Source organism: Mesonia aquimarina (assembly GCF_003667275.1).
GTDB classification, from domain to species: domain Bacteria; phylum Bacteroidota; class Bacteroidia; order Flavobacteriales; family Flavobacteriaceae; genus Mesonia; species Mesonia aquimarina.
The window spans coordinates 598,987-613,675 of sequence record NZ_RCNV01000001.1 but is presented as its reverse complement, the minus strand read 5'-3'; the positions used below and the strand labels follow the sequence as shown (position 1 = coordinate 613,675).

The window sequence follows — 14,689 nt, the reverse complement described above, 5'->3', positions numbered from 1 at the left end:
AACTCGTTAGCTTATTGTAAAAAGAAGCATTTTTGTGAAATAAAAAAACCTACCTGTATTTTCAGGTAGGTTTTGTAACTTATTATAAACTACTAATAATAGGTATATCTTCTAACTTTAGCAATGTATTTAGCAAGACGAATAACTTGGTGACTGTAACCATATTCGTTATCATACCAAATATAAAGGATTGCATTTTTACCATCTTCAGTAACAATAGTTGCGTTACTATCGTAAATTGAAGGAGCTGATGATCCTACAATATCAGAAGATACCAATTCATTGTCAATAGAATATTTAATTTGCTCTACTAAATTACCTTCTAAAGCGTACTTTTTTAATACTTCGTTCATTTCTTCTAAGGAAGTTTCTTTTTGAAGGCTTAAATTTAAGATTGCTAAAGAACCGTTAGGTACCGGTACACGAATTGCGTTTGATGTTAACTTACCTTCTAAAACTGGTAATGCTTTTGCAACAGCTTTACCGGCTCCAGTTTCTGTAATTACCATGTTCAAAGCAGCAGCACGTCCACGACGATATTTCTTATGCATATTATCAACCAAATTTTGGTCGTTAGTATACGCGTGAATTGTTTCTAAATGTCCGTGTTCTACTCCAAAAGAATCTTCTACCGCTTTTAATACTGGCGTAATTGCATTTGTTGTACAAGAAGCAGCAGAGAAAACATTTACTTTATCAGGATCGTGCTCTTTATGGTTTACACCGTGTACAATATTTGGAACTCCTTTTCCTGGAGCAGTAAGTAGAACTTTAGCTGCACCTTTTGCTTTTAAATGGCGATTTAATGCTTCTTCATCTCTAAAAGCTCCGGTGTTGTCAATAATTAAAGCATCATCAATTCCGTAACTGGTGTAATCTATTTCTTCAGGCCCGTTTGCTGAAATAATATGAACCGTAGTTCCATTAATAATCAACGCACTTTTTTCTTCATTTATGCTTACTGTACCATGAAAATCTCCGTGAACTGAATCACTTTTTAATAGTGAAGCTCTTTTTTCTAAAACAGTTTTATCTACATTACCACGAACTACAATAGCACGAAGGCGTAATTGACTACCTTTTCCGGTTCTGGTCATTAATTCTCTAGCAAGTAATCTACCAATTCTACCAAAACCATATAAAACCACATCTTTTGGTTCTATATCTTTATAAGATTTTGCATTGGCTAATTTTGCGGCAACAAAAGCAGTTGGATTGTCGTATTTATCATCTTCTAGGTGATATTCATAGGTAAGTTTTCCTATATCTAATTTTGCAGGTGGAAGATCTAGCGTTTGGATAGCTTGAGCAATTTCTACAGAATCAAATATTGAAATTGGTTTCTGTACAAATTCTCCGGCATATTCATGCAGGTTTAAAATTTCACTTACATTTCTATCGATTAGTTGGTTTTTGAATAATACCAATTCGATTGATTTGTCGTACCAGAGGTCGCTTACAATTTTAATAAATTCTACGGTAGCTCTTCTACGATCAGCCTGAAAAGAGAGTTCTTTTTCGTAAACTTCGTTTTGACTCATTTTTGATTTTGTTGTGTTAAGATTTAAGCTCGGTGCAAAAATAAAGATTTAAAACGTTTTAATAACATAAAAATTAAAAATCCTCTTACAGATTTTTTGTAAGAGGATTTTAAGTCTGAAATTATAAACACTTATTCTCTAAAGGAATAGCTTTCTTCATTTCCGTTTAGGCTTCTAAAAGTAACATTAGTTGTACTTCCTTTAGATTTATTATCCATTATTTCTCTAACTTCAGCCACACTATTAACTTCTTCACCATCAATTTTGGTGATGATAAACTTGTTTATCGGAATATTGAAATTTTGCGAGAGTGTTCTACTAATTCTTACGCCGTGATCTGTATCAAAATGTGATAAATATTCTTTATCAGCATTAATAATTTCAACTCCGGCAATGCTTAACGCATAACTTTCAAATTTTGTAAGCTGAATAGTTTTTATTTTTTCTTCGCCATTTCTAAAAAAGTTGACTTGCACTTCGTCGTTTGGTCTTTTTGTGCCAATGTAAGCGGTAAGGTCTGATAGTTTTCTAACTTTTACATCATCAATTTTGGTAATCAAATCGCCTTCTTTTAACCCTGCTTCTTTAGCTCCATCGCTCACTGAAGCAATATAAACTCCTTGCGATATCGCTAATTCACTTTCTTGAGCGGCTTTTGGATTTAAGGTAGAACCTGTAATACCTAAAATGGCTTGTTGTACGTTTCCGTATTCTAGTAAATCTTCAACAATTTTTCTTGCATTGTTACTGGGTACGGCAAATCCATAGCCGATGTAACTTCCCGTTCTAGAAGTTATGGCTGTATTTATTCCGATTAATTCTCCTTTTGTATTTACCAAAGCGCCACCGCTATTTCCTGGGTTAATTGCTGCATCAGTTTGTATAAATGATGGCATTCTAGTTTCTCCTTCAGTTAAGTCTCTTCCTTTGGCACTTATAATTCCGGCGGTAACGGTAGATGTTAAATTAAACGGATTTCCTACGGCTAAAACCCAATCACCAAGTTTTGCACTTTCACTATCGCCAAACGGAATATAATCTAACTCCTTTGCGTCAATTTTTAGGAGTGCAATATCTGCCTGTGGGTCTGTACCAATAACCTCTGCTTTGTAGGTTAAATTATTATTTAAGGTTACTTGAATTTCACTGGCATCTTTTATAACGTGATTATTCGTAACAATATAGCCGTCTGGCGTGATAATTACGCCAGAACCGGCACCTTGTAATGCCTTTTCTCCTTTTTGTCTTCCGTTGTAATATTCCCAAATATTTCTGGGACCTTCATAAATAGCAACGTTTTTAACGTGTACAACAGCGTGTACGGTTTTATTTGCTGCTTCTCTAAAATCTGGCGCTTCTGCCAAATTGTTCACATTATTAGTGTACGATACAAAATTAGGCTTAGTAGTTTCTGGTAAAATAGACGTTGACTCTTTTTCCAATGTTTCTTCTTCTAGCAAAAGTTTATAGCTTCCTAATGTTAAAATTCCACCTAAAATAGAAACGAGTAAAAGACTTGAAAACTTTTTCATATTTCCTTTATTTTATACTAAATTAAACTTTTTTATATTGAAATAAACCACTTTTATAACGGCTTTAACTTCTCTCTTATTATTGTATATTTGCCTGCGTTAAAAATAAAAAATGGAGCTTACTTTTTACAAATATCAAGGTACAGGCAATGATTTTGTTTTGATTGATAATCGAAATAAAATTTTCAAAAATGATACCAAACTTGTTAAACAATTATGTGACAGAAAATTTGGCATAGGAGCTGACGGACTCATTTTATTGGAAAACTCTTCGATTGCAGGAGATGATTTTAAAATGGTCTATTTTAATGCTGATGGAAATGAAAGCACAATGTGCGGAAATGGTGGAAGATGCCTTGTACGCTTTGCTGAATTTTTAGGAATTGTAAAAAATAGCGCCACTTTTACGGCGATAGATGGAAAACATGAAGCAAAAATTTTATCTGATTCTATCAGTTTACAAATGCAAAATGTAACTGAAATAAAACAAATTGCCGATGCTTATTTTTTAGATACCGGTTCTCCGCATCATATTGTTTTTACTGATAATTTAAAGGATTTAGATGTCAAAAAGGAAGGGGCAAAAATTCGTCACAACGAGCTTTATAAAAAAGAAGGTGTTAATGTAAATTTTGTAGAACAAGCTCAAGATTTTTTAAATGTTAGAACATTTGAGCGTGGCGTAGAAGATGAAACACTATCTTGCGGAACAGGCGTTACTGCAGTCGCAATTGCTGCTCATTTTTCAGAAAAAGTAAGCACAAAAAATGTTGCTATAAAAACACCTGGCGGAAATTTATCTATCCAATTTGAAGAAGAAAATGCTAAATACCATAACGTCTGGTTAACAGGTCCTGCGCAACAAGTTTTTGAAGGCAAAATTTTATGCTAACACTTCAAGGAAGAAATATAAAACTAAGAGCTTTAGAACCCGAAGATCTTGAATTTATTTACGAAATAGAAAATAATGAAGATTTATGGGAGCTCAGTTCTACGCAAACGCCTTATTCTAAATTTTTAATCAAACAATATTTAGAAAACGCACATTTAGATATTTTTGAAGTTAAACAATTGCGTTTAGTGATTGAAGATTTTCAGCAAAATAGTTTAGGCTTAATCGATATTTTTGATTTTGAACCGCAACATCATCGGGCAGCAATTGGCATTTTAATTGCAGAAACTGAAAATAGACAAAAAGGAATCGGTTCAGAAGCTTTACAATTGTTGTGTAACTACGCTTTTTCCCATTTAAAAATGCATCAACTTTACGCTGGTGTTTCAGAAGAAAATGTTGTTAGTCAAAAACTTTTTCAGCAACAGGGTTTTGTGAAAACTGGCAAAAAAAAAGATTGGAATTTAGTCAACGGAATATATAAAACAGAATATTTATACCAATTAATAAATAATGTATATTAAAAAAATAATACTTGCTATTGCCTTGCTAGGCGTTATCGGATTAGGAATTTTTAGTTATTACGTTTACAACAGTATTTTTGTATCAAACACAAAATTTGAGCAAAACACAACGGAAGTTTTTATAAAAACTGATGCCAATTATAAAGATGTTATTCAGCAATTGCGCAATAAGGTTGATGATATTTCTTCTTTTGATGCTGTTGCTCGCCGAAAAGGTTATGCCAGTAATATTTTACCGGGCAGATTTATTCTGAAAAAAGGAATGAATAATAACGAAATGATAAATACACTTCGTAGTCAAAATAAACCGATAAAATTGGTTTTTAATAACCAAGAACGTGTTGAAAATTTAGCCGGAAGAATTGCTGAACAAATCGAAGCCGACAGTTTATCATTGTTAAAAACCATGCGCAATTCTACTTTTTTAGCTGAACATGATTTTACGCAAGAAAATGCACTGGCAATGTATATTCCAAATCAATACGAATTTTATTGGAATACTTCAGCAGAAGAATTTCAAGAGCGAATGCTAAAAGAATACAAGCGTTTTTGGAATGAAAACCGAATTCAAAAAGCTGAAAAACTGAATTTGAATCCAAAATCTGTCAACGTAATCGCATCGATCGTTCAAAAAGAAACTGCAAAAATAGATGAACGTAAACGTGTTGCCGGTGTTTATATGAATCGCTATAAACGCGGAATAAAATTAGATGCCGACCCAACTGTGATTTACGCAGTTAAAAAACAAAATAAAGATTTTGATACCGTTATAAAACGCGTTTTATACAAAGACTTAAAAGTTGATTCTCCTTATAATACGTATATGTATAAAGAATTGCCACCGGGGCCAATAACGATGCCCGATATTTCTTCTATAGAAGCGGTGCTAAATTATGAAAATCACGACTATTTATATTTTGTTGCCGATCCTGAAAATCCTGGCTATCATAAATTTGCAAAATCATTGCGTCAGCATAATGTAAACCGTCAAGCTTATGTGCGTTGGATTAATAAAATGGGAATTAATCGATAAATTATTAAGGTGAAATTTAGGAACTTTCTTGTTATAGCTCTTTTGTTAGCCTTGACTTCTTGTCAAAAAACTAATCCAAAAAAATGGAAAGGGAATTATCTATATTTCGAAAAACCTGTAAAAGCAATTGCAGATTATTATCAAGTAATGAATTGGGAATTGAGCTTAGATTCTCTGGCTAATGATAAAATTTATGGTAGCTTGAAAATTAACGGTCAACAAACTTTTGAAGATATAGCTATTTACGGGAAAATGGATGGTGAAAAACTGACTATTAAATCTCTTTCTACTGAAGAAAGCTTAGATAGAAACGAGACTTTATTTCAGTTTTCGTATAAAAAAGATTCAGTTTTAGAAACTACTTGGCAAAAACTTCAACCGAAACTAAAACAATCAACACAAAAAAGCTGCTCAAATTGCTTTTCAAAAGTGAATTAGTTTTTCACTTTTTTTACCAGTTTTAAATCCAATAAATTAATCGGGTTTATTCCTAAACCATTTACATTTTTCTGAGAAAAACGGACTACTTCATCATAATATAAAGGAACAACCGGTGCGTTTTTCATCACAACGGAATCCATTTTTTTATAAAGTAAAACACGCTTTTCAGTGGATGAAGTATTTATAGCTTTTTCATATAATTTATCAAAAGTTTTATTTTTAAAATGCGTATAATTTGGTCCGTTTGGTGAAAAATTTTCACTGTAAAAAAGAGATAAATAATTTTCAGCATCGGGATAATCAGCAATCCAACTTGCTCTAAAAACATCCAGTTTTCCGGTAGAACGCTGTTGACGCAGTGTAGAAGGCGGCATTACGTCAATATTTACGGTTAAGCCGATTTTTTGCAGTTCGCGCTGAATATATTCGCATAAATCTAAATATTGTGCGTTGGTACTTATACTAATTTCAGGATTCGCATTTCCGGAACTTTTTTTATAATCATTAATTAGTTTTTTCGCTTTTTCAGGATTGTAATCGTAGTAGGTTTCAGAAGAAAAACCCGGTAAACCTTTTGGAATAAAACCATGATTTGCAGGAGTTCCAATTCCGTTGCGTAAATAGGTAATCATCGTTTCCCGATTAAATCCATAATTTATGGCTTGTCTAATTTTTTGAGAATTTACTTCTTCGGTTTTGCTGTCGAGATAAATACCTAAATATTCGGTGTTTAAATAAGGTGCGGTTAACATATTTACACGTGAGGCATATTTCTCACGTAATTTCCCGCGAACGCTTAACAATTCATCTTTATAAGAAGGATCTAATCCACTTAAAAAGTCAATATTTCCCTGTGCAAATTGTAAAAATTCACTTTGTTTATCGGGTAAAAAAGTAATAGCGACCGCTTCTAAATAGGGGAGTTGTTCACCATTTTTGTCTTTTTCAAAATAAAGGTTGTTTTTTCTGAACACTAATTTTTCGTTAGCTTCCCAGCGTTTAAATTTAAAAGGTCCGGTTCCAATCGGATTTTCTCTAAAATCTAATTCTTCCATTTCTGTAGGAATTACCGAACAATATTTCATGGAAAGCAAACCTAAAAAAGCAGGAAAAGCATGCGACAATTCAATTTTTACAATCGAATCATTTTCAGCTGAAATATTAGCAACATTTTGCATCACCCAACTTCCGGGCGAAGCGATTTTAGAATCGGTTAATCTTTTTAAACTGAAAACAACATCTTCCGCAACAACTTTTCGGGTTTTATTTTTTCCGAAGATTTTATGTTTATGGAAATAAACATCATCACGAAGAAAAAAAGTATAGGTTTTTGCATCTTCAGAAATGATCCATTTTTTAGCTAAATCTGGTTGAATATTCAAGCTGTCGTCAAGTTGCACTAAGCCGTTATACAATTGATTACAAGGCCAAATATTGCGCTGGTCTTTTGCAAAAGCCGGATCTAGCGAAGTAATATTTGCGTGTTCATTATATCTGAAAACTAGGTGATCACGATTTTTTTCAGCCTCATTTTTACAACTTATAATTGCAAAAATTAATACGAAAAGTACTAAATGGTTGATTTCTATTTTGTTAATGAATTTTATCAATTTTCTTATGCCGATTTTAGGTAGTATATTTGCACCCGTTTTTGAAGATTTTCTTTCTTAGAAAATTTCATTAGAAACACTACAATAATAGTAAAAGATTACGAAAGGAGCCGGTTGCTTTATGAATAGAAATGAAAATAAAAACGTTGCATTTTACACCTTGGGCTGTAAATTAAATTTTTCTGAAACATCAACTATCGCTCGTTCTTTTGAGAGTGAAGGTTTTAAACGCGTCGATTTTTCAGAAAAGGCAGATATTTATGTGATAAACACGTGTAGCGTTACCGAAAATGCTGACAAACGTTTTAAAACTATTGTAAAACAAGCACAAAAGAAAAACGAAGAAGCTTTTATTATTGCAATTGGTTGTTATGCTCAACTAAAACCGGAAGAATTAGCCGATGTAAATGGTGTAGATTTGGTTTTAGGAGCGACTGAAAAATTTAAAATAACCGATTATTTAAATGATCTTACCAAAAATGATTTTGGCGAAGTACATTCGTGCGAAATTGAAGAAGCCGATTTCTACGTAGGATCATATTCTATTGGTGATAGAACACGTGCTTTTTTAAAAGTGCAAGATGGTTGCGATTATAAATGTACGTATTGTACAATTCCGTTAGCTAGAGGAATTTCCCGAAGCGATAAATTAGAAAATGTTTTACAGAACGCACAAGAAATTTCTGAACAAGGAATTAAAGAAATTGTATTAACCGGCGTAAATATTGGTGACTACGGAAAAGGTGAGTTTGGTAACAAAAAGCACGAACATACGTTTTTAGATTTAGTAAAAGCCTTAGATGATGTCGACGGAATTGAGCGTCTGCGAATTTCTTCTATAGAACCAAATCTTTTAAAAAATGAAACGATAAATTTTGTTTCTGATAGCAATACTTTTGTACCACATTTTCATATTCCTCTGCAAAGTGGAAGCAATGATTTGTTGAAATTAATGCGTCGTCGATACATGCGAGAATTGTACGTAGATCGAGTTGCAGAAATTAAAAAGACAATGCCAAACGCTTGTATTGGTGTTGATGTAATTGTAGGTTTTCCGGGAGAAACTGATGAGCATTTTCTTGAAACCTATAATTTTTTAAATGAATTAGATATTTCTTATTTACACGTTTTTACATATTCGGAAAGAGCAAATACACCGGCGACAGAAATGGATGGCGTTGTACCTACAAAAGTAAGAAAAAAGCGCAGTAAAATGTTACGCGGTTTATCAGCAAAAAAACGTCGCGCATTTTATGAAAGTCAGTTAGGGAACACTTTAGAAGTGCTTTTTGAAGGTGAAAATAAAGAAGGTTACATTCATGGATTTACCGAAAATTATGTAAAAGTAAAAATGCCTTGGAATCCTGAATTTGTGAATACTTTACATCAAGTAAAATTAACCGAAATAGACGAAGACGGTTTGGTGCGTTTTGAGTTTGTAAATAAGCAAGTTGAGGTGGCTTAAAAACTAATTCCGATTGGTAATAATTCGCTGTATTTTATTTTATTGGCCTTAAAAAAACTTTTTACTTCTTTACTTGTAGGTACAATTTTTATGCGCCCTTTTTCTGCGATATAATCAAAAATTTCGGTCAGAAATTTTTCTTGGTACCCTTTTTCTTGTAGGCTTTCGCTCATTTCAAGTTTAGAAAGAAATATTTTTCGTTCTTGATCAGAATATTCTAACTTTACAAATTCACCTTCAATTGTTGCTTCAAATTGACGTAAAAATTCGTTGTTTTTTATTTCAAATGTTTCATTTTTCATGGATTATTTTTTAGTTCATCGGAACTTCAATTAGTAAAATTTTAGCATCTTTCAGAATGCTGATATCAATTTTTTCTATCTCCCAAAGTCCAATTGCATCTCTTTCTTTAAGCATTTCATCTGCAACTTCAATTTCCCCTGAAATCAGAAAAACATAGATGCCGTGTGCTTTGTTGTGAAGTTTATAATCAATTTTTTTTCCGGCTTCAATTTCTCCTAAGTTAAAGTAAGTTTGCTGGTGAACCCAAACCGCATCACCATCGTTATCATCTTTTGGTGAAACCACGGTTACCAATTCATTTTTATGTTTTTCAGGGTTAAATTTTCGTTGATCGTAACGCGGTTGTACACCATCTTTTTCAGCAAAAACCCAAATTTGTAAGGTATTTGCTTTTTCAGACTTGCTAGCGTTAAACTCGCTGTGTTCAACTCCGGTTCCGGCACTCATCACTTGTATTTCTCCGGCATGAATTACGCCTTCGTTTCCCATAGAATCTTTGTGCTGAAGCGCACCTTCTAACGGAATGGTAATAATTTCCATATTCTCGTGTGGATGTTTTCCAAATCCCATTCCACCGGCGATAATATCATCATTTAAAACGCGTAACATTCCAAACTGAAGACGCTCGGGATTAAAGAAATTTGCAAAACTGAATGAATATTTAGCGTCTAGCCAACCAAAGTTTGCAGAACCACGTGTGTCTGCAGGGTGAATTATTTTTCGCATTTATTTAACCTTTATTGTCTTTAAAATTAGTTGTAAACCAATAATTTTGTGTTGTAAATTTAGTGCTTCTTTCGCTAAATTACTGTTATATAGCTGTTAAAATGAATAACAAAGACCAACTAACCCACGTTTATTTTATGCCCGGTATGGCGGCAAAGCCTAGTATTTTTGAGTTTATTAAATTGCCTGAAGATAAGTACAAAGTGCATTGGCTTGCTTGGAAAATGCCCAAAAAAAATGAATCATTACAAGCCTATGCAAAACGAATGTTGATAGATATAACTCATAAAAACCCTGTATTAATTGGTGTTTCTTTTGGAGGAGTTATTGTACAAGAAATAAGTAAAATTATTCCGGTTAAACGTCTCATTTTAATTTCTACGGTAAAATCTAAAGAAGAATTACCGCAACGCATGAAATTTGCGAAACAAACAAAGCTTTATAAAATTTTCCCGACTAGCTTAGCAGGTTATGTAGGAATGTTAGAGAAATTTCCGGTAGGCAGATTTGCAAGAAAGCGGGTTCAATTATATAAAAAGTATATGTCTGTACACGAAAAACAATATTTAGATTGGGCTATTGAGCAAATGCTGTGTTGGGATCAGCAAAAACCTTTACCGGATACTGTTCATATTCACGGAGATCAAGATGTAGTTTTTCCTATAAAAAATATTACTGAATGTATTGTAGTTCCTGGAGGAACGCACGTTATGATAATAAATCGTTTTCGTTGGTTTAATGAGCATTTACCTGAATTAATTTCTTCAGGAAAACTTGCAGAATAAGCTGATTATTTAATACCTTTCCTAAAAAAGTACGATTATGAAAAGTTTGAAAAATATTGCTAGTTTGGTAGGTGCTTTTGTAATTGTTGGAGTTGGAATTCAAGCTACTCGAACCGATTTTAAAAGTGAAACAAATACTACTGCCGTAAAAAAAGATTCCATAAAAAATGTCAATAAAGTAGTACACGATTATAATGTGTATGCGTTGCCATTGCCAGATAAAATGAATTTTGCAGGAGAAGCTGTTCCATTAGAAAATCCAGATATTAGAGAACGCATGGACCGTGAATTGTTGGTTAACACGTATTGGCAATCTAATGGATTGTTGTTGATGAAACGCGCCCATAAATACTTTCCTATTATAGAGCCAATTTTAAAAGCAAACGGTGTTCCAGATGATTTTAAATATTTAGCTGTTGCAGAAAGTGGACTTACACAAATTGTTTCCCCTGCAGGAGCTACAGGATTTTGGCAGATGCTTGAAGCTGCCGCCAAAGAAAATGGGTTAGAAGTAAATGATAATGTAGATGAGCGTTATCATATAGAAAAAGCTACTGAAGCCGCCTGTAATTATTTAAAACAAGCTAAAGCTCGATTTGGATCTTGGACATTAGCTGCAGCTGCATATAATGCCGGTAATTATGGAATTGCTCGTCAACAAGAGCGTCAAGATGTAAAAGATTATTATGATCTGTTGCTAGGCGCAGAAACTGAACGGTATGTTTTTAGAATCCTAGCCTTAAAAGAAATTATTGGTCACCCTGAAAAATATGGCTTTAATTTTTCTGAAAAACACATGTACGATTTAGTTGAAACTAAAAATGTTGCTGTGGATACAGCTGTAACTGACTTCGCAAGATTCGCAAAAGATTTTGGTATCAATTATAAAATATTAAAACTTTATAATCCTTGGCTTAGAGAAGCACATCTTAATAACGGATATAGAAAATTATATCAGATAAAAATTCCTGAAAAAGGAGCTTATACGTACAAACCTTAATGATCGATTTTATTCAAAACAATTGGCTGTTCTCGCTTTTAATACTTAATTATATTATAGCTTTAGGAACAGCAATTTTTATCATTTTAAATAATAGAAATCCGGTTACTACGGTTTCCTATATTTTAGCCTTAATAGTTTTACCATTTATAGGTTTATTAGTTTATTATTTTTTTGGTCAAGAATACCGGAAAGATAAAATGTTTAAGCGCAAAAAAGTTTTTGATGATAAAACCGTAAAACGTTGGGAAAATAAATTGCTTTTAGATGAATATAAACTCGAAAATTATGAGCATAAATTTTTAGGGAATAAAGTAAATATTGTAAAACTACTTCAAAACAATCAAAAAAAGCCTCTAATATTTCATAATGATGTTCAGATTTTAATTAATGGCGAAAAGAAATTTGAAGCACTTTTTGAAGATTTACGAAATGCCAAAAAGCACATTCATCTAGAATATTACATTTTAAATTACGATAAAATTGGAGCTCAATTAATAGACATTCTTTGTGATAAAGCAAAGGAAGGAGTAGAAATTCGTGTAAACTATGATTATGTAGGGAGCCAATTAAGTGGAGAAGGTGTAAAAAAAATGAAAGCATGTGGTATAGAATCTTATCCTTTTATGCCGGTTTGGTTTCCAAATTTAACACGAAAATTAAACTATCGTGATCATAGAAAAATTGTTATTATAGACGGAAAAATCGGGTATGTTGGCGGAGTAAATGTTTGTGATGAATATGTAAATCCTAATAATACAGGATATTGGCGCGATACACATTTACGTATTGAAGGAAATGCGGTGAAATCCTTACAAAGTCATTTTTTATTGAATTGGAATTTTGTTTCAGATCAGGAAATAAAAATTACTGATGATTTTTTCCCTTCCATAGAAAAATGTGGGGAGATTCCTGTTCAAATTTCTGCCAGTGGGCCAGACTCAGATTATCCACATATTATGGAGGCTATTTTCACTGCAATTAATGGCGCCGAAAAATATATCAAAATTACTACGCCTTATTTTATTCCAAATGAGCAAATTCTAACTGCTTTAAAAACAGCGAGTAGGAGAGGAGTAAAGGTGAGTATTTTGGTTCCGAAAGAAGGAGATAGTTGGGCAGCAAAATATGCAACTAATTCTTATATAGTAGAGTTGTTAGAATCAGGTATAGAGGTTTACCATTATTGTAAAGGTATGGTTCACGCTAAGACAATTGTTATTGATGATATTTTTACTACCGTAGGAACTTCAAATATGGATTATCGTAGTTTTGAAATCAACTTTGAAATTAATGCATTGGTTTATAATGAATCTTTTGCACAAGAAATGACAAAAATTTTTAATGATGATATTGCTCACTGTGATCAGGTAGATTATCAAGAATGGATAAACCGACCAATTACAAACCGCTTAAAAGAATCGTTTAGCAGGCTTTGGGCTCCATTACTTTAAATTTAATTAGGAGAAATTTTAAAAGGAGTATCTGCAAGCAATTCTTCTTCGTAAGCTAAAATAGCTGAAATTCCTTGTGATACATTTTTATAATTTAAGTTGTAAGAATTTTCAAAAGCTTCAGTGTATGGTAACATTTCTATTCTTGTAATATCTATAATTTTTTTGTTAGATCCAATATAAAATGTGGTAGGAAAACCTAAGGAATGCTTCATGTTTTTTACAATATAAGCATCCTTATTTTTCAATTCATCAACATACACAATATGAATTGACCGATTGTATTCTTTAGCAACTTTTCTTACTTCTTGTTCATTATCCCAATACAGTACAACAAAATCAATTTTGTCCTTATATTTTTGAGCTAACTCGTTTAATGCAGGAATTTCTCCTTTTCCAGGGACGCACCAAGAAGCGTATGTAAGAAGGAAAATAGGTTTTTTGTAATCGTTTATACAGTCGTTGTTTTTTCGTAAACAAGTTATATTGAAATTGTCAATATATGTGCCCTTAAAACAGTTATTTACTAAAGAATCAAATAAAAAGCGAGCACGTTCAGAGTTTCTGTAGCGATATGCTTTTTTTATTTTTTTATTATGTTTAGGAAGGTATAATGAAACCGCTTCTGAAAAGTAGAGTTTATCATGTTGAGCACTAATCAGAAATGGAAAAAGTAAGCAAGCTAAAAAAGCTAAAAATGTTTTCATTTCCTATTCTTTCTTTCCTAAAGATACTGAATTTTTAGGACAAAAGAAAGCGAAAAAAATGTGCTTATATTTTTTTCATTTGCTGTTTCATCATTCTAATTTGCTCGCTTAGCATATTATGACTGTCCAGTTGTTTAGCCTCTTTTAATAGCATTTGTGCTTCACGTTTTCTACGCTTTGTCATTGCTATTCCTGCAAGATTAAGTTTAGCCATTGCTAAGTCTTGTTTCATAGAAAGTCCAAGTCTAATGGCTTTTTTAAAATATTTTTCAGCTTGTGTAATATTTGTTTGTGAAACCATTAAGCCGTGCAAGTAAAAAAAGTAACCTTGCTGTTTTTTGGTAAGCGCGCTTTCAGGACTTTTAATTTTATCGAGCCATTTTTTTGCACCGGGAAAATCTTGCTTTCTTAGACGAAGAAAAGCTAGAAGAATCATTTCATTTTTAAAATAAAGAAAGATAAATATTCCTGCAAGAAGCAATAAAAGTATTCCATTACCAATATAACTTTCTGTCATTTGGTATATTGCAAACGCAATAGCTGCTCCCGCTAATATTAATTTTATATTTTTGTTGTACATCGCTTAATTTTTTCGAAATGCAAAGGTATAAAAAACAATTAAAAAATAATTTAAAAATACATTTGGAAGAGCAAAAAGATGTTGTATATTTGCACG

At 32.5% G+C, this 14,689-nt stretch carries 15 protein-coding genes; 8 read left to right on the top strand and 7 right to left on the bottom strand.

Annotated features, from left to right (window positions below; all coding sequences use genetic code 11):
• Positions 1-92: 92 nt before the first annotated feature.
• Positions 93-1,541 carry a glyceraldehyde-3-phosphate dehydrogenase gene (locus tag D9R05_RS03000; protein ID WP_121665720.1) on the bottom strand — a complete coding sequence of 483 codons (1,449 nt, stop codon included), beginning with the start codon at positions 1,539-1,541 and terminating at the stop codon, positions 93-95.
• A 131-nt stretch (positions 1,542-1,672) separates the two neighbouring features.
• Positions 1,673-3,073 (bottom strand): trypsin-like peptidase domain-containing protein, encoded by a 1,401-nt coding sequence (locus D9R05_RS02995; protein WP_121665719.1) that lies wholly within the window; start codon positions 3,071-3,073, stop codon positions 1,673-1,675.
• A gap of 112 nt (positions 3,074-3,185) precedes the next feature.
• Here D9R05_RS02995 and dapF point away from each other — a divergent pair, with 112 nt between their 5' ends.
• Genes dapF through D9R05_RS02975 form a run of 4 tightly spaced genes read left to right on the top strand, consistent with a single transcriptional unit; the run spans position 3,186 to position 5,960 of the window.
• Positions 3,186-3,965 (top strand): diaminopimelate epimerase, encoded by a 780-nt coding sequence (gene dapF / locus D9R05_RS02990; protein ID WP_121665718.1) that lies wholly within the window; start codon positions 3,186-3,188, stop codon positions 3,963-3,965.
• Positions 3,959-4,489, top strand: coding sequence for a GNAT family N-acetyltransferase (locus tag D9R05_RS02985; protein ID WP_121665717.1), 531 nt, complete (start codon positions 3,959-3,961; stop codon positions 4,487-4,489). Before dapF ends, D9R05_RS02985 begins: the two co-directional genes overlap by 7 nt.
• Complete coding sequence (gene mltG, locus D9R05_RS02980) at positions 4,479-5,522, top strand: endolytic transglycosylase MltG (RefSeq protein WP_121665716.1); 1,044 nt, start codon at positions 4,479-4,481, stop codon at positions 5,520-5,522. The genes D9R05_RS02985 and mltG overlap by 11 nt, the downstream gene beginning before the upstream one ends.
• 9 nt (positions 5,523-5,531) lie before the next feature.
• Positions 5,532-5,960, top strand: coding sequence for a DUF5991 domain-containing protein (locus D9R05_RS02975; RefSeq protein ID WP_162984880.1), 429 nt, complete (start codon positions 5,532-5,534; stop codon positions 5,958-5,960).
• Here D9R05_RS02975 and D9R05_RS02970 read toward each other — a convergent pair.
• On the bottom strand, positions 5,957-7,573 hold the full coding sequence (locus D9R05_RS02970; RefSeq protein ID WP_394340552.1) for an ABC transporter substrate-binding protein: 1,617 nt from the start codon (positions 7,571-7,573) through the stop codon (positions 5,957-5,959). The genes D9R05_RS02975 and D9R05_RS02970 overlap by 4 nt on opposite strands.
• A 121-nt stretch (positions 7,574-7,694) precedes the next feature.
• Between D9R05_RS02970 and mtaB the strand changes: the two genes are divergently transcribed.
• Positions 7,695-9,038, top strand: coding sequence for a tRNA (N(6)-L-threonylcarbamoyladenosine(37)-C(2))-methylthiotransferase MtaB (gene mtaB / locus D9R05_RS02965; protein WP_121665714.1), 1,344 nt, complete (start codon positions 7,695-7,697; stop codon positions 9,036-9,038).
• On the opposite strand, the gene D9R05_RS02960 is transcribed toward mtaB, so the two are convergent.
• Together D9R05_RS02960 and D9R05_RS02955 are read right to left on the bottom strand one after the other, a co-directional pair.
• Positions 9,035-9,340, bottom strand: a complete 306-nt coding sequence (locus D9R05_RS02960) for an N-acetyltransferase (protein ID WP_121665713.1) — start codon at positions 9,338-9,340, stop codon at positions 9,035-9,037. The genes mtaB and D9R05_RS02960 overlap by 4 nt on opposite strands.
• Before the next feature lie 10 nt (positions 9,341-9,350).
• Positions 9,351-10,067 carry a pirin family protein gene (locus D9R05_RS02955; protein WP_121665712.1) on the bottom strand — a complete coding sequence of 239 codons (717 nt, stop codon included), beginning with the start codon at positions 10,065-10,067 and terminating at the stop codon, positions 9,351-9,353.
• 101 nt (positions 10,068-10,168) lie between these two features.
• On the opposite strand from D9R05_RS02955, the gene D9R05_RS02950 reads away from it, so the two are divergent.
• From D9R05_RS02950 to cls, 3 genes are read left to right on the top strand one after another with little or no spacing between them, the layout of a single operon-like run.
• A complete protein-coding gene (locus D9R05_RS02950; protein WP_121665711.1) occupies positions 10,169-10,852 on the top strand; it encodes an alpha/beta hydrolase in 684 nt (227 codons plus the stop codon).
• Between the two features lie 37 nt (positions 10,853-10,889).
• Complete coding sequence (locus tag D9R05_RS02945; protein WP_121665710.1) at positions 10,890-11,852, top strand: lytic transglycosylase domain-containing protein; 963 nt, start codon at positions 10,890-10,892, stop codon at positions 11,850-11,852.
• Positions 11,852-13,306 carry a cardiolipin synthase gene (cls, locus tag D9R05_RS02940; RefSeq protein WP_121665709.1) on the top strand — a complete coding sequence of 485 codons (1,455 nt, stop codon included), beginning with the start codon at positions 11,852-11,854 and terminating at the stop codon, positions 13,304-13,306. The genes D9R05_RS02945 and cls overlap by 1 nt, the downstream gene beginning before the upstream one ends.
• Positions 13,307-13,308: 2 nt before the next feature.
• On the opposite strand, the gene D9R05_RS02935 is transcribed toward cls, so the two are convergent.
• The gene (locus D9R05_RS02935; RefSeq protein ID WP_121665708.1) at positions 13,309-14,013 is read right to left on the bottom strand and encodes a TlpA family protein disulfide reductase; all 705 of its coding nucleotides are present in this window, start codon (positions 14,011-14,013) and stop codon (positions 13,309-13,311) included.
• Positions 14,014-14,077: 64 nt separating this feature from the next.
• Positions 14,078-14,593: a DUF2892 domain-containing protein gene (locus tag D9R05_RS02930; protein ID WP_121665707.1), complete on the bottom strand. Its 516-nt coding sequence runs from the start codon at positions 14,591-14,593 to the stop codon at positions 14,078-14,080.
• Between the last annotated feature and the right edge of the window lie 96 nt (positions 14,594-14,689).